This is a genomic window from Ectothiorhodospiraceae bacterium BW-2 (genome assembly GCA_008375315.1).
In the GTDB taxonomy this organism is placed as follows: domain Bacteria; phylum Pseudomonadota; class Gammaproteobacteria; order Thiohalomonadales; family Thiohalomonadaceae; genus BW-2.
The window spans coordinates 2,145,178-2,160,196 of the sequence record CP032507.1 but is presented as its reverse complement, the minus strand read 5'-3'; the positions used below and the strand labels follow the sequence as shown (position 1 = coordinate 2,160,196).

Genomic DNA, 15,019 nt, shown 5'->3' with positions numbered 1-15,019 from the left:
TCTTTTTTTAAATCAATGGGTTAGCGAGAGAGAAATTCCAGATTCCAGCGCATATTCCTAGTATTTTGCTATATAACTTGACGGAATGAGTTCTTAATCTATCAGCTAAAGCTCTAAAACGTTTTAGCCCACCAATGCTATGTTCAACGAAAATCCTCTCAGAACCAACCATTTTATTTTCTGCTTTTTGCTCATCTGTCAATGAGCCATTTTTAGGTTTTTTATGTGGAATTTTTATTGAGTTAAAATCATAAACAGACTCAATACCAAGAAACCCTAAATCAACATTTGCATTCATATTTTCAAACCAGTTTTCCATCGGATCAAATTCTTGCTTCATCATTGAAAAATCATGTACACTACCTGCATATGGCATACTTATATATGGGATATTTCTTCCAGAGGTTGCAATCACTAAAGCCTTTACTGTATGCCTTTTTTTTTACCTGAAAAATGTTCTTTTTGTCTATCATATTCTGATGGTCTTTGTTTCGGTTGCTCGGTTGCGTCTATGAGTATGTTTTCGATATTATTTTTCTCAAAAAACTCTTTAAATTCAGTGGGATCCTTAAATTTTCTAATTGGCATACATTCTAACTCATTTAATGCGTGCTCCAAAACAGAGAGACCAAATGCTTGAATTTTGTGCGCATAAGATGATGATATTCCAGCCACAAAACCCAAGTTATCATAAGTTAATCCACTCTTTAAACTGAACAGCGTAAAAAATAAAAGTTCCTCTGTGTTTTTGATACAGAATTCATCACCAATTTCAATCGTATTTTTAAGTAATTTCGATTCGATAATACTAGAGTGGCTTTTTTCGAAAGTTTCCAAAATTAAGTAAAACTGCTTTTTCTTTATGCCAGTAGCAGCAGCCCAACCTCTATCAGTATTTAACTCTGATGTGCTAAATTTCATCATTAAAACCTTTCAAAAAATTGTTTAAAAAAATTAATTATAAACTATATGGTTTGATTGGGAAACAACTTTAATAAAATAGGTAATTTCCTCTCGTGGAAATTCGTCAAATGGATTGTGAAGGATGTGCCTTTCAAGATTTTCATTATCTGCATGAATCAGTTTGGCAATGTTAAATTCTATTGATGATCTGATATTATGGATATTCATTATGTACCCGAACTCTTTTTCTTCTTTTCGAAAATAGATTAAAAATGGAAAAGAAAATGAGCCTTTCCAGTCATCGTAATGTTTGCCGCTTTCCCCAAAAAGATCTTTCAATGTTATATACATTTTTGAAAAACTTGAAAAAATTATGTCTTTATCCGTAGATAAATACATTAAATGGGTGTAATTTTCAAATATAGGAATACTGTTTTTGTGCAATAAATAAAATTGTTCATCATTTAACCGAACCAGTTTATATACTATTTCTTTTGCCTCTATATTTATAGAGGTATTCTTGATGGGTGCATGGCTCTTTTTAGTATATTTTTCAATCATAGAATAGACAAAATCAGTATTTTCGTTTATGTTTGGTTTGTCATTTAACATTTTGTAAATTAATCCAGTATCAGGAGGGAACGGGGTCAGGTCTAGAATCAAAGCCATTTATCTGCACAATACCCAGCATGATCAGACCAGTTAGAATCGAATTTGAAGGTAAGGGACAATCGACAACAACCCAAAACCCTTCGTGGTATGAGCGTGGAAGCTCTCATACACGGGCATTTGAAAAAGGAATTATCTTATCTTGTGTAAATAGTACAATTTCAGATGTCAGATGTCAACATTAATATTAATATCCGTTTAATTTAACCACTTTAGGCACGCTACCGCCCTTCTGTGTCTCGTTCAGAGTGAGTTGGGTGTGTTGATTTTTGTTCATTGCCGAACAAATATAACCGATTTAGGGACAACGGTCTCTAAATTTTTTGGAACGCAGTGAGGGCGAGCGCTTCGGCAGGCAACGATAGCATCATTAGATGTATCAGCACATTAAAGTTCGAGACCGCGCCGCAGTCAGCGGCGCTCTCTCGGCCTCAATTATCACCTAGACAGCAGGGGACTCACTCTTCGCTCTAAGCCGAGCGCGAACCTCCTCCCGATTGCTCTTACCACGAATAATCCCAGCACTACGCATCCGATCTTTTAGCTCATCACCCGAGCTAGCTTGAGCTAACTCTCGTGCAGCTGCCATCCTAGCTGAACGCTGTTGCTGCTTCTCCTTGACTCTACCAATGCGTTCTGAGGCGGTTAGCATCGCCGAGGAGGCCCCCGAATATTTGGCGGCACTCATCTGCGCCGCCTGCTGTGCTGCATGATTCGCCTTCAGATTTTTGATCTCCCGCTCAAAGGTTTTGACATTACGATCTGATTCTAAGATAACCTGCTTCAATTGACGCACATTCTCCGCATAGCCGCTGTAGAGCTCCTGCTGGGCATCAACCTCCTCCTGGATATCGATAATTCTGTCGGCAATATCGTTAAATAGCGCCTCATCCCCCTTGTCATCCGCCTGTTTAGCATAAGTCTCATACTCAGCAAGTGACTGTTGTAGCTCCTTAAGCCGCTTGTGCGCTAGCTTCTCTTGCGCCATCACTTCAGTTAACGCCTCTTTTGCCTGTTGCATCTCACTCTTTGCATCCCGTATCGATTGCTCTAAAGCGGTGATAGCGTGACGATCTGCCAACGCTTCACCGGCCTCATTCATACTACCACGAACCGCATCAATCACTGTCGATAACCAACCCATTGTCATACTCCTAAAGTTAAGGGTTTTTGAGAGAACAAATTATCGGGCTCCCGATAACTCATGGCTAAAATATATCGGGTTCCCGATGTTAAATCAAGGGATGGGGCAAATTTTTTTTGCATCGCCCACTCATCGCGCCTTATGCTTATGGCCTATTCCTTAAGCAGTCAATCGATGAGGTGTCTGGTGTGAGCGACTTTTTAGCACAATTTAACGGCTATTTTAGTGGTCTTAAACAGTGGCAGGAGTGGGATCAACTGCGACAACAGCTCTGGCAGAGCGAGCAGCCGTGGTTCGTCTATTTTGTCGGTGAGGCGGTTCCTGAACAGCCGCTCTCGATCGATGAGCTGCGCCATTTTCTGGCTGAGATCGATAAACTACTGCGACAGGATCACCAAGAGGAGTATCTCGGTATCGTCTATGTCGATCACCGCCCCACCCCCTCGTTTATCAAAATCTATGATCCCAACCATCTCGGCTCCTCTTGCGGTAGTCGTGGGCTGAAAATTCTTCCCGGCTGGGTGCTAAGCCATACCCCCCCCATCGATCTACGAGCCAGTTTTCCTAATCCTGGCGGTCGCCGACGCTGGTGGCAGGGGCTCTTTAGTCGCGCATGAGACTCTCCCTAATCCCAACCGCTCTGATGGCGGTGCTGCTCTGCCTACCGCTGACGGTGAGCGCCGTCGAACTGCCTCACTCAACCGCGCTGCTGCACTATAGCGACTGGCTACGGCTACAGCCTCGTAGCGGTGCGCATCTCGCCTCGCTACCGCTATTAAGGCAGCTAATGCCACAACTGCTGACCGATGAGCGCAAACGGCTGCGGATCCGCTATCTCGGCCATGAACAGGGGCTGATGTGGGCCAAAGAGCTAGCCGACTGGCTTACCGCCCTCGGTCTGCCGCTGCATCGGATTGAGCTGCTGCCAGGCGCTACCGCCGATCCGCATCAGCTACGGCTAGAGGTGATCTCGCCGTGAGAGCGGTGTGGTTTGCGCTGCTGTGGGCCGCACTCAGCGGCTGTAGCCACCTTGGCTACTATTCGCAGGCGGTGGGGGGCCATATCCAGCTACTCTGGCAGCGTCAATCGATTGAGCAGCTACTACAGCAGCCTACTCTCGAACCTAAGCAACAGCAGCAGCTACAACTTAGTCAGCGGGCGCTCGAATTTGCCCACTCAGAGCTAAAACTGCCCGATAACGGCAGCTACCGCAGCTTCGTCGATCTCGGCTCACAGCGGGCGGTGGTCTGGAATGTGGTCGCCACCCCCGCCGATAGCTTGATCCCTAAACAGTGGTGTTTTGCTATCGTCGGTTGTCTTAGCTATCGCGGCTACTATCGGCGCGAAGCGGCCGAAGCCTACGCCGATAAGCTAAGGCAGCAGGGGCTCGATGTCGCTGTCAGTGGGGCAACGGCCTATTCGACGCTCGGCTGGTTAAGCGATCCGCTACTGAGCACTATGATCAACCGCTCTGATGCCGATCTCCTAGAGGTGATCTTTCATGAGTTAGCCCATCAGCAGCTCTATATTGCCGATGATACGATGTTTAATGAGTCCTTCGCCACCACAGTCGCCCAAGCTGGGGTCGAGGCGTGGTATCGCCATCAAGCCACGGCTCTCCCTGAGGGCTATCTTAGCTCACGCCAGAGGCGACAGCAGTTTCGAGCGCTGCTGCTACAGATCCGCCAGCAGTTAGCTCAACTCTATGCCGCCGCCGACCCGCACCACCGCAGCGCCACCATAGCACAGAAACAGCAACTGTTCCGACAGCTACAGCAGCACTATCAACAGCTCAAACAGCAGTGGCAGGGCGACAGTGGCTACGATAGCTGGATGGCGCAACCGCTCAATAACGCCCACTTAGCGCTGGTGGCAGAGTACCACGCCTATGTACCGCTCTTGGAGAGAGTCCGGCAGCGCAGCCGTTCATGGGAGTTTTTCTATCAGCAGCTCCAGCCGCTCGCCTCTCTCGATAGAGAGGCGCGCCACAAGAGGCTACAGCAGCTCGCTAATGGCTCTTAAGTTTCTGCCAATAGCGGTTGTATAGCTGGAGGGTCTCATCGCCGATATCTTTTTGGAACTCCCCTTTAGCAATCGTTGCGGTATCGGGAAAGATGGTCGGGCTCGCCAATACGGCGCTATCTAGTAGCCGCATGGCGGGGAGATTAGGGGCGGCAAAACCGGTGTACTCGATCACCTCTTTGGCATTTTCTGGGCGCAAAATATAGTCGATAAAGCGGTGTGCGGCGGTGGGATTGGCGGCATTAACGGGGATCGCAAAGCTATCAACCCAAAAGATCGCCCCCTCTTTAGGGTAGATATATTTGAGGGTTTCACTCTCCTCTCTGGCCATCCACGCCTCGCCATTCCAGAGCATACCGACGCTAACATCTCCGGCTAGATAGGGGATGCGTGGTGCATCGGAGTTAAATAGCCGTACCGACGGCATGAGCTGCTGTAGCAGCTCATAGGCCGCTTTAATCTCATCCGGATCGGTGGTGTTGGCGGAGTAGCCTTGGGTACTTAACGCCACCTGGAAGACTTCACGCACATCATCGGTTAGGAGAACTTGTCCTTTAAATTCGGGTTTCCAGAGATCGGCCCAGCGGGTCACTGTCGCCGGATCGACCCGACTGCTATCGACACCAATACCGGTGCTGCCCCACAGATAGGGGATACTATAGCGGTTACCGGGGTCGTAGGGTTTATCCAGTAGCGCCGGATCGAGATTTTTTAGCTCGGTTAACTGACGTTTATCGATCGGTTGCAGTAGCCCCTCTCGCGCCATTTTAGAGATATAGTAGCTTGAGGGGACGATAAGATCGTAACCTGCGCCATTGAGTAGTTTGACTTTGGCATACATCGTCTCATTGCTATCGAAGGTAGCATACTCTACCTCAATGCCACTCTCCTGACTAAATCGTTCCACCATCCCATCGGGGATATATTCAGTCCAGTTATAGATCACCAGCTTATCCGCTGCGGCAGCTGTTGCCGTGACAATCGAAATCGAGACGGCCAGCGCCGCTACCCAACACATGATACGCATTCAATGGCTCCTTTTATAAACTTAATTGACGGTTAGATTCAATCTTGAAAAGACCTTATACCAGAGAGTGGCCCGATAACGGTAGTGTTTCGAGCCCCATTGATATGTTTGCCAATTTGATATAGATAATAGTCGATAGTTATGGCAGCTATTATCAATTGGTTAGCCCTCTATGGAAGCGAGATAATAGCGCAAATCGTCGGGTATGCTCCAAATCAGAGACGGGGATACCTTCTAAACGAACTCTGTAGAGTGGGAAAAGTTGATTATGCACACGATGTTACACCATATCCTCCCCTTCCTGCGCTGGTTTCCGCTCTCTCGTGAGGGCCTACGCGCCGATCTCTTCGCCGGCATTACCGTCGCCTTAGTCCTCGTACCCCAGAGCATGGCCTACGCACAGTTAGCAGGGCTACCGGTGGTCTATGGCCTCTATGCCTCCTTTGTGCCGGTCATTATCGCCTCACTCTGGGGCTCTTGCAGCCAGCTCCATACCGGTCCGGTGGCGATGCTCTCGTTAATGAGCGCCGCCGCACTCATTCCGTTTGCGAGCCCGGGAAGTGTCGATTTTATCGAACTATCGATTATGTTAGCGATGATGGTCGGTATTTTACGGCTCTTGCTTGGGCTATTTCGGCTCGGCACGATTGTCAATCTCCTCTCTAGTCCGGTTATTGTCGGTTTCACTAATGCCGCCGCGCTCATCATCGGTCTATCGCAGTTGAGTAAAGTGATCGGCGTCCCCTTTCCTCGTACCGAGAACTACTTAGAGGATTTGAGTCGGGTGGTGATGCAGATCCCAGAGCTCCATCTAGCCACGCTGCTATTTGCCATCGCCGCTTGGGCGCTAATCGCTATCTTGCGTAAAAAGCTGCCCGCACTGCCCGGAGTATTAGTAGCCGTCGTCCTGACAACGCTAATCAGTGCGCTAATCGGCTATGAAAACCGAGTTCAAATCGATATCGAGCAGATAGCCGATAGTGAAGTGGTCGCTGCGGTGCAGGCCTACCACACGACCACTCAACATATCGACGAGCTCACCAATACCATTGCCGATCTCAACCGCCAAGCCGATGCGCTGCGAAGTGAGCAGGCGATGGAGAGTATTAAACAGCTCGCCCAGCTCCATAGTCAGGCAGAGGTGCTAGAGCAGCAGCTACGCCGTCTAAAGAGTGATAATACGTCGCGCCGGGTGGTGCTGCATGCGATGAAGCTCGAAAGGGTCACCACCGCAGAGTCTCAGAGAGTGCGTTTCTACCGTACCGAGAGCCTCCCCTCCGATGCTAGAGGTGATGGCCTCACTTGGCGCTTTAGCGGCGTTAAAGAGAGTCAAGTTATCCTCTCCTCCGGCGGTGCGGTTGTGGGCGAGATACCATCCGGCCTCCCCTCCTTCGCTGTGCCGACGATTCAGTGGGATCTGCTACTTGCACTCCTGCCGGCAGCAATGGTGATGGCGCTTATCGGCTTTATGGAGGCGACCTCTATCTCTAAAGCGATTGCCACCACTACCGGTGATAGGGTCGATACGAGTAAAGAGCTAGTCGGTCAGGGGCTGGCCAATATCGCCGGCAGCTTCTTCGGCTCCTACACCGTCAGCGGCTCCTTCTCCCGCTCTGCTGTGGCGGCTAAAACTGGTGCAAAAACGGGGCTGTTTGCTATTATCAGCGCACTAGCGGTGGTCTTAGTGCTGCTCTTTTTTACCGACTACCTCTACCACCTGCCGCAGGCGGTGCTGGCTGTTATCGTGATGATGGCAGTCTTTAGCCTGATTCGCATTGCCCCCCTAGTTCAGGCTTGGCGAGTCGATCGGGGCAGTGCCGCTATCGGCATGATCACCTTTATCGCCACGCTGCTCATGGCACCGGCAATCGCTAACGGAATCCTCATCGGGGTCGCGTTAACAGTGCTCCACTATATGGTGCGAATTATGAAACCTAGAGCCGAAATCGTCTCTCGTAAACACGATGGCACACTCGGCGGTATTCGCGCCCATAACCTAGAGCCGATTAGTGAGGCCTTTGTCCCCGTTCGGTTCGATGGCTCGTTAAGTTTTATTAATGTCGCCTACTTTGAAGATATTATCCTCGAAGCCCACAGCGAATACCCTAATGCCAAAGTCATCATGGTCGTTGGCAGCGGTATTAACGAAATGGACGCCTCGGGTGAGGAGAAGGTGCGAGAGGTAGCTAAACGGCTCAAAGAGGTCGGTGTGACTTTAGTCTTTAGTAGCCTTAAACATCAGGTATGGAAGATATTTGAGCTTAGCGGTCTGATCGATGAGTTAGGTAGAGAGTCGTTCTACGCCGATAAAGAGTCGGCGCTAAAGGCGCTCTGTGAGCGCTACGGCGGCCGCTGTGAGGAGGCCGGTCTCAGCGAGTCGCGACACTGATGGATAAACTTCAGGGTTTTAAAGCCATCGAACCACTCCATGAGCTGTCTATCGGCCTGAGCGCGATGCAGCCGCTGCCCTGACCAACGAGATAGCTTCGCTTGCAATCCACTAGCTTCAGCGTAGGGCACTAACTGGGGCGGCATCTGAGACCAGAGGGTCGCCCCTCCCTCCCCTGCGGCCAACGCCTGGCCACAGTCATTAAGGTAGCTTAACCACTGCCGTAGTCGCTGAAAACAGTGGGGGGGGTAGTGGCGTTTTGATCTCTGCCCCGCCTCCGCCAGCTTCCCAATCCCGACGCCGGTTCCAAACGGCACCCGATGGCTGCGACGGCAAGAGAGGATGAGATGCCCATGCCCCTCAATCGCCACCACCGGTGCCACTTTAACAAGCTTATTCAATAGGTAAAAATCCTCCCCCGCCGCCCGCTTCGGAAACCCCCGCACCTGTAGATAGGCCGCCGTACTCATCACAAATAGGCTGCCGATGGTATGCCAAGCGTAGGGTGACCCAGCCGCCTTCAGTCCGTTAACATAGTGGTGCAGTGAGGCCTCATAGCGTTGGCAAGCGGTATCACTCAGCGGCAGATGGCGAAAGGGGTAGATCCCCAAACCGGCCTTGAATGTCGTTAACCAGTAGGTTAACGGTAGCTCGACATCCGCATCGCTACAGTAGAACCAGCGATCGGCGATCTGCCCCTGCTCAATTAACCAGCAGGCGCTATCGGCCCCTAACTTTCGTGCCAGACCGACCCCCTCTTTAACCGGTAGCCCCCTTGCGCCCATATCGAGCAGCAGCAGCGCCGAGCCGTTACCACAGTCGTGCAGCGAATAGGGCGAGTTGCGCCATAACAGCGGATAGCTCGCTTGGGCGCGGTGTGCGGTCTCAAGGGTTAGTCGTCGATCGGCGCTAGCACAGCCACTAGGATAGTTACTCACCCACAGCAGCAGCGTCTGCGGCTTCTGGATAATAGAGTCCACCAACCGCTGTAGCGCCACAAACGGCTCAGCAAAGGCGGGAATCACCAGCACCCGCTGGTAGCTCATAGCACGATCCCAGCTAGCTAAGGCGGTAATCTCCGTCTCAGCGTAGCGACAGAAGTATTGGCGACGATAATCGGCCAAAGAGGGGGGTCAGTGCAGCGCGGCTCGAAACGGCAGTGAGGCGACAATCTGAGCCTCAATATCGAGCAGTTCAGCCGTTCTAGCCGCGACACAATCGGCGGCAAAGTAGCCCTCGGCTAGACGGTAAAAGATCTCATAGTGACGCTCTTCAGAGCGAGTAAGCGCGGCGTAAAATAGCTGCAACGCCTCACCGTCGGGCAGGGCAGCGGCAATCAGACCGAACCGCTCCACACCCCGCTTTTCGATTATTGAGCCGATAAGCAGCCGATCGAGCAGATAGTGTTCACTCTTCGCCCGCATCGCCTGCCGCAATCGATTGACATAGCTATCTTTCTCATCGGCCTGTAGCTGCCTACCGCGCTGGTAGAGATAGTGGCTCACCTGCCGAAAGTGCTGTAGCTCCTCAACGGCCAAGTCGAGCATCGCCTCAATAAGCTGCGGCCGGTTAGGATAGTGGGAGATCATCGACATCGCCATACCGGAGGCCTTCTTTTCGCAGGTAGCGTGGTCGGCCAAAAAGGTATCGAAGTCGGCCAGCACCGCCTCTAACCACGGCGATGGGGTCTGATAGCGCAGCTCAAATAGTGCCCTCTCGCTCACCACAACTCCTAACCCTAGCCTAGCCTAGCCTAACGCTAACTAAGCTGCTGGCAGACACGCTCCATTTTGGCCTTCACTTCAGCGCCGAGACTCGCCACCGCAGCGCTCCCCTCCACTAAGCCTAGTACCGTCATCGGATCCATAAAACCGACCACCACTTTGCCACTCTCATCCTCTCTCACGATGACATTACAGGGGAGCAGCAGCCCGATATCGGGCTCGGCCTCAATCGCCCGATTCGCTAATAAAGGATGGCAGGCCCCCAAAATTTTATAGGGGCGTTTATCGATATCGAGCTTCTTCTTCATCGTCGCCTGCACATCAATCTCAGTCATGATGCCGAAGCCTTCGGTTTTTAACGCCTCAATCACCTGCGCTACTGCCGTCTCAAAATCACTCGCTACCGTCGTTGTAAAACCATATGTCATCATCGTAACTCCTCTGTCGTTGCGTATCTTATACGGGGGGAAAACTCTGTGTCAGGCGCTGTAGCTGCTGCTCAATTTCACGCACAGTCAACTGCATCGCCCCTTCACTCTGCATCTGGTGGGAACGGAGCAGCCGTTCGCACTGTTTGACCACGGCTCTCGCATCGAGCTGCTGCTGATAGAGCTGCTCTAATGCGACCGCCTCCTCCTGCAGCCAATCGTCACCATAGAGCAGACACTGCTCTAGCTGCTCCCAACTTAACTCCATCTCCTCTAACGCCTGCTGTAGATGGTGTTCGGCCTCATCGAGCCGTTCACGACAGTAGCGCAGCTCAGCGCGACTCTGTTCAACGATGGTACGCGCCCGCTCTAGCTCCAGCAAGACCCGCTCTAGCTCTCTATCGGCCTGCTCAAAGCTCTCCCGAAAACGGCATAGCTGCTGCTGCTGCTGGCGCTCTACCACCGGCACTGGCCGACCATCGAGCAGCGATTTGCGTTGTAGCTGCAACGCTTCGAGCTGGTGCTCCATCTCATTAACTTGCGCCTGCGTCTCCTCTAGCTGCGACTGCAGAAAGGAGAGCTCCTGCTGCCAGTAGTTACTCTCCTCTCCCATCAGCTCATGCGCTTCATAGAGGGGTTGAGGGCCGCTCTGTTTAAGTAGCTGCAACTCCCGTTCTAGCTCGTGTAGCTGGTTACGGCGGCGCTGTAACGGCAGTTGTAGGGCATTGATCTGGCTGTTGAGCGCCCGCGCCTGCTCAAACTGCGGTTGCAGCGCCTGCCACTGCTGCAGGTGCTCTCGCAGCAGCTCTGCTGCATGGTGCTGATTATCGAGCGCAATCTGCCGACACTCATCCACTTCGGTTAACTTCAACTCCGCCCCATGCTGCCCCTCTTCGGTCTGCACTAACTGCTGCTGTAACCGCGCTATCTTCTGGCGCTGGTGGCGCAGCGGCTGAATCTGATTAAGCTGTTGTAATCGCTGCCGTCGCGACGCCGCCTCACGATAGCCCTGCTCCGCCTGGTGCTGAACGGCTAGCGCCTGTTGTAGCTGCTGCGTTAGCTGCTGCTGCTGCTGATGCCACTGTAGCGCATACTCTAACTGCAACCGCTGTAGCCGCAGTTGAGCCTGCCCGCTCTTTAGCTGCGTCATAAGGCGGGTTAATGCCCCTTTAACAGTGCGGCATGGCGCCGTCTGAACTGCGCCATCTTCGGCGCAATGACCGCTCGGCAGTAGCCTTGATAGGGGTTGTGGCGAAAAAATTGCTGATGGTAGGTTTCAGCCGGCCAAAATTGATATAGTGGCTCAATGTGGGTCACAATCGACCTATTAGGCCAGAGTTGACGCTGAGTTAGCTCTGCTATCACCTCTGTTGCCGTCTGTTCCTGCTCTTGCGAATGGGTAAAGATAACAGAACGGTACTGAGTCCCACTATCGTTACCCTGACGGTTCAAAGTGGTCGGATCGTGCAGCTCAAAAAAGAGCTGTAATAGCTGCCGATACTCCAGCAGTTCTGGCTGAAACTCGACCTGCACCACCTCTGCGTGCCCAGTCTGACCGGTGCAGACCATCTCATAGGAGGGATCCTCCAGCTCGCCACCGGCGTAGCCCGATATGGCCATCGTCACAGCCGCCAACTCATTAAAGGGCGCCTCAAGACACCAAAAACAGCCGCCACCTAAAGTTGCCAACTCACTCACTCTCATCCCCCTTGCTGCAAACGCTGTCTCACCGCTTCAAATAGCACTATGCCGCTAGCTACCGAGACATTCAAGCTCTCAATGGCACCGGGCATCGGAATCTCAACCAAATAGTCGCACTGCTCGGCGGTTAACCGGCGCAGCCCCCTACCTTCGCCCCCCATGACAATGCCGATCGGCCCGCGCATATCGAGCTGATAGAGTGATGCTGCCTGCTGGTGCAAGGTGGTGCCAACGAGCCAGACTCCCGCCTGCTGACAGAGCGCCATCGAACGCACTAAATTGGTCACTTGAAACAGCACTAACTGCTCCACCGCGCCGCTAGCGACCTTGCTGACGGCGGGGGTGAGACCACAGCTACGATCTTTAGGGAAGATCACCCCGGCAACAGCGGCCGCCGCCGCCGTTCGGAGGCAGGCACCTAGGTTGTGGGGGTCTTGCACCCCATCCAGAAATAGCAGCAGCGGTGCCGACGGTAGCTGCGCTAACCAGCGCTCCAGCTCCCGCTCGCCGCCCAAAGGATGCGCTTTAAGTTCGGCCACCACCCCTTGGTGACGCTCACTCGCCGCCAGCTTGGTCAGCTCCTGCCGCGAGACTCGATGACAACGAATACCGAGCGCCACCACCTGCTGCTCCAGAGCCGCCAGTGGCGGCGTTAGGCGACTATCAAACCAGAGCTGAATTAGCTGCTCTGGCTGCCGCGCTAGCGCCCCTTCTACCGCATGGCGACCCAAAAGAAGCCGAATCGTACTACTCAAAGGCTACGACTTCTTTGATCGATTAGAGCGCTTTTTGCGTTTAGGATTTTTAGGCGCAGGTGCCGCTGGCAGCTCTGACGCCGCTAGGGCAAAGTCGATTTTATGCTCATCTAGATCGACCCGCACCACACTCACTCGTACCGCATCACCGAGGCGGTAGATTTTGCGGCTATGCTCCCCTAGCAGGCGGTGTTTGGCCGGATCGAAGTGGTAGTAGTCGTTCTTTAGCTCAGAGATATGGACTAACCCTTCGACATAGATCGATTTTAGCTCCACAAACAGGCCAAACGAGGTGACACTGCTAATAATCCCCTCAAACTCCTGCCCGACTCGATCGAGCATAAATTCACACTTTAGCCAGTCACAGGCGTCACGGGTCGCCTCATCAGCACGGCGCTCGGTCATGGAGCAGTGCGCCCCCATTAACACCATATCGTCATGGGAGTAGCGGTAATTTTTCCATTTACGCCCATGCTCATAGCGATGTTTCAGCGCTCGATGGATCAGAAGGTCGGGATAGCGCCGAATCGGGGAGGTAAAGTGGGTATAGGCCTCATAGGCTAGCCCGAAGTGGCCGATATTGTCGGGGCTATAGTTCGCCTGCATCATGCTTCGTAGCAGTACTGTTTGAATCAGATGGTAATCCTCTCGGTCACGAATCGCGTCGAGCAGCGTGGCGTAGTCGCTCGCCTCGGGGCTATCGCCCCCTTTAAGTTGCAGTCCTAACTCGCTTAAAAACTCTCTCACTGCGGTTAATTTATCTACCGAGGGCTGCTCATGGTTACGATAGAGGACGGCTAATTTCGACTTGAGCAGCTTTTCAGCCGCAGCAGTATTAGCGAGCAGCATACACTCTTCGATCAGCCGATGGGCATCGTTGCGCTCGACCGGTACAATTTGATCAATTTTACGGTTATCACAAAAGACAAAGCGGGTCTCGGTGGTATCGAAGTCGATAGCGCCGCGCTGTAAGCGCACACTATGCAGCACCTTAAACAGTCGGTAGAGCTCCTCTAGTGGGGGGCGAACAGCCTCAAACTGACGACTTAGCGCCGCATCTCTTTCGACTAAAATAGCGTTTACCTGATCGTAGGTGAGACGGGCGTGGGAGTTCATCACCGCCGGATAGAACTGCGACTTTTTCATCTTACCGGTACCGGTCAGCTCAATCTCGGCCACCAGACAGAGTCGATCAACTAGGGGGTTAAGTGAACAGAGTTCGTTAGAGAGAATTTCGGGCAGCATCGGTACCACCCGGCCCGGAAAATAGACCGAGTTACCGCGCTCTTTAGCGACACGATCCAGCGGGGTATCGGGCAGCACATAGTGGGAGACATCGGCAATCGCTACCAGTAGCCGCCACCCCTTCCCCATCGCCTCAGCATAGACGGCATCATCGAAATCTTTCGAGTCGGCGCCATCGATAGTCACTAACGGAATATGACGCAGATCGATGCGCCCCTCTTTATCCGCTTCACTCACCTGATGACTCATCGTCGCCGTGAGCGCCACGACCTCTTGCGGCCACTCATGTGGCAGTGAGTGGCTATGAATCGCCATATCGATCTCTAACCCCGGGGCCATGTGATCCCCCATGACCTGCACCACTCGACCACACGCTTGGCGCTTCTGATCGGGGTACTGTATAATCTCAACCACAACCAGTTGGCCATGTTTAGCGCCATGACGGTGCTCAGCCGGAATTAAGATATCTTGGTTGACTCGGCGGTTATCGGCTTCAAAAAAGCCGACCCCATCCTCCTCGAAGTAGCGCCCGGCAATGGTGTGGTGGGCGTGCTCTAACACCTCGATAATCGCCGCCTCTCGTCGCCCGCGCTCATCGACACCGGTAATATGCACCAGCACCCGATCATCATGAAAACAGCGGTGCATCTGCCGTGCCGAGAGAAAGAGATCACCGCCCCCCTCCTCCGGTACCAGAAAGCCGAAGCCATCGGGGTGACCAATCACACGGCCACGAACCATATTCATACGGTCAATCGGCCCATAGCCTCCCCGACGGTTAAATAGCACCTGGCCATCGCGCTCCATCGCCCTAAGTCGTCGTCGTAACCCCTCTAGCTGCTCCTCATCGTCAATGGAGAGGGCCGAGGCAATCTCCTTGTAGCGCATCGGGCCACGGTTATCTTGTAGTAGTTGCAAAATACACTCCCGACTGGGGATCGGGTTGGTATATTTTTCGGCTTCGCGTTCAGCGTAGGGATCTTGAATCGGCGTATCGGTCATTAGCAGTTAT

The 15,019-nt window shown here is 52.4% G+C and carries 16 protein-coding genes; 4 read left to right on the top strand and 12 right to left on the bottom strand.

Annotated elements, in window-relative coordinates:
• Nucleotides 1-7: 7 nt before the first annotated feature.
• The 4 genes from D5085_10315 to D5085_10300 all read right to left on the bottom strand — a co-directional run bounded on the left by D5085_10315 (nucleotide 8) and on the right by D5085_10300 (nucleotide 2,722).
• The gene (locus D5085_10315; GenBank protein ID QEP43486.1) at nucleotides 8-415 is read right to left on the bottom strand and encodes a hypothetical protein; all 408 of its coding nucleotides are present in this window, start codon (nucleotides 413-415) and stop codon (nucleotides 8-10) included.
• Nucleotides 416-423: 8 nt separating this feature from the next.
• Nucleotides 424-921: a transposase family protein gene (locus tag D5085_10310; GenBank protein QEP43485.1), complete on the bottom strand. Its 498-nt coding sequence runs from the start codon at nucleotides 919-921 to the stop codon at nucleotides 424-426.
• Nucleotides 922-954: 33 nt separating this feature from the next.
• The gene (locus D5085_10305) at nucleotides 955-1,572 is read right to left on the bottom strand and encodes a hypothetical protein (GenBank protein ID QEP43484.1); all 618 of its coding nucleotides are present in this window, start codon (nucleotides 1,570-1,572) and stop codon (nucleotides 955-957) included.
• A gap of 442 nt (nucleotides 1,573-2,014) precedes the next feature.
• Nucleotides 2,015-2,722, bottom strand: a complete 708-nt coding sequence (locus tag D5085_10300; GenBank protein QEP43483.1) for a PspA/IM30 family protein — start codon at nucleotides 2,720-2,722, stop codon at nucleotides 2,015-2,017.
• A gap of 182 nt (nucleotides 2,723-2,904) precedes the next feature.
• On the opposite strand from D5085_10300, the gene D5085_10295 reads away from it, so the two are divergent.
• From D5085_10295 to D5085_10285, 3 genes are read left to right on the top strand one after another with little or no spacing between them, the layout of a single operon-like run.
• Entirely contained in the window at nucleotides 2,905-3,333 is a 429-nt protein-coding gene (locus tag D5085_10295; protein ID QEP43482.1) for a hypothetical protein, read from the top strand.
• Nucleotides 3,330-3,695, top strand: a complete 366-nt coding sequence (locus tag D5085_10290; GenBank protein QEP43481.1) for a hypothetical protein — start codon at nucleotides 3,330-3,332, stop codon at nucleotides 3,693-3,695. Before D5085_10295 ends, D5085_10290 begins: the two co-directional genes overlap by 4 nt.
• On the top strand, nucleotides 3,692-4,738 hold the full coding sequence (locus D5085_10285) for an aminopeptidase (GenBank protein QEP43480.1): 1,047 nt from the start codon (nucleotides 3,692-3,694) through the stop codon (nucleotides 4,736-4,738). Before D5085_10290 ends, D5085_10285 begins: the two co-directional genes overlap by 4 nt.
• On the opposite strand, the gene D5085_10280 is transcribed toward D5085_10285, so the two are convergent.
• Entirely contained in the window at nucleotides 4,725-5,765 is a 1,041-nt protein-coding gene (locus tag D5085_10280) for an extracellular solute-binding protein (protein QEP43479.1), read from the bottom strand. The genes D5085_10285 and D5085_10280 overlap by 14 nt on opposite strands.
• A gap of 268 nt (nucleotides 5,766-6,033) precedes the next feature.
• On the opposite strand from D5085_10280, the gene D5085_10275 reads away from it, so the two are divergent.
• Nucleotides 6,034-8,154 carry an STAS domain-containing protein gene (locus D5085_10275; GenBank protein QEP43478.1) on the top strand — a complete coding sequence of 707 codons (2,121 nt, stop codon included), beginning with the start codon at nucleotides 6,034-6,036 and terminating at the stop codon, nucleotides 8,152-8,154.
• Here the strand turns inward: D5085_10275 and D5085_10270 are convergent.
• Genes D5085_10270 through rnr form a run of 7 tightly spaced genes read right to left on the bottom strand, consistent with a single transcriptional unit; the run spans nucleotide 8,106 to nucleotide 15,009 of the window.
• The gene (locus tag D5085_10270; GenBank protein QEP43477.1) at nucleotides 8,106-9,278 is read right to left on the bottom strand and encodes a hypothetical protein; all 1,173 of its coding nucleotides are present in this window, start codon (nucleotides 9,276-9,278) and stop codon (nucleotides 8,106-8,108) included. The genes D5085_10275 and D5085_10270 overlap by 49 nt on opposite strands.
• Nucleotides 9,279-9,287: 9 nt before the next feature.
• Complete coding sequence (locus tag D5085_10265; GenBank protein ID QEP43476.1) at nucleotides 9,288-9,878, bottom strand: tRNA-(ms[2]io[6]A)-hydroxylase; 591 nt, start codon at nucleotides 9,876-9,878, stop codon at nucleotides 9,288-9,290.
• Between the two features lie 35 nt (nucleotides 9,879-9,913).
• On the bottom strand, nucleotides 9,914-10,309 hold the full coding sequence (locus D5085_10260) for a DUF302 domain-containing protein (protein QEP43475.1): 396 nt from the start codon (nucleotides 10,307-10,309) through the stop codon (nucleotides 9,914-9,916).
• Nucleotides 10,310-10,334: 25 nt separating this feature from the next.
• A complete protein-coding gene (locus D5085_10255) occupies nucleotides 10,335-11,456 on the bottom strand; it encodes a hypothetical protein (GenBank protein QEP43474.1) in 1,122 nt (373 codons plus the stop codon).
• A gap of 8 nt (nucleotides 11,457-11,464) precedes the next feature.
• Nucleotides 11,465-12,010: a peptide-methionine (S)-S-oxide reductase gene (msrA, locus tag D5085_10250; GenBank protein ID QEP43473.1), complete on the bottom strand. Its 546-nt coding sequence runs from the start codon at nucleotides 12,008-12,010 to the stop codon at nucleotides 11,465-11,467.
• Nucleotides 12,007-12,762, bottom strand: a complete 756-nt coding sequence (gene rlmB / locus D5085_10245; protein ID QEP43472.1) for a 23S rRNA (guanosine(2251)-2'-O)-methyltransferase RlmB — start codon at nucleotides 12,760-12,762, stop codon at nucleotides 12,007-12,009. The genes msrA and rlmB overlap by 4 nt, the downstream gene beginning before the upstream one ends.
• 3 nt (nucleotides 12,763-12,765) lie before the next feature.
• Nucleotides 12,766-15,009, bottom strand: coding sequence for a ribonuclease R (gene rnr / locus D5085_10240; protein QEP43471.1), 2,244 nt, complete (start codon nucleotides 15,007-15,009; stop codon nucleotides 12,766-12,768).
• Nucleotides 15,010-15,019: the final 10 nt, after the last annotated feature.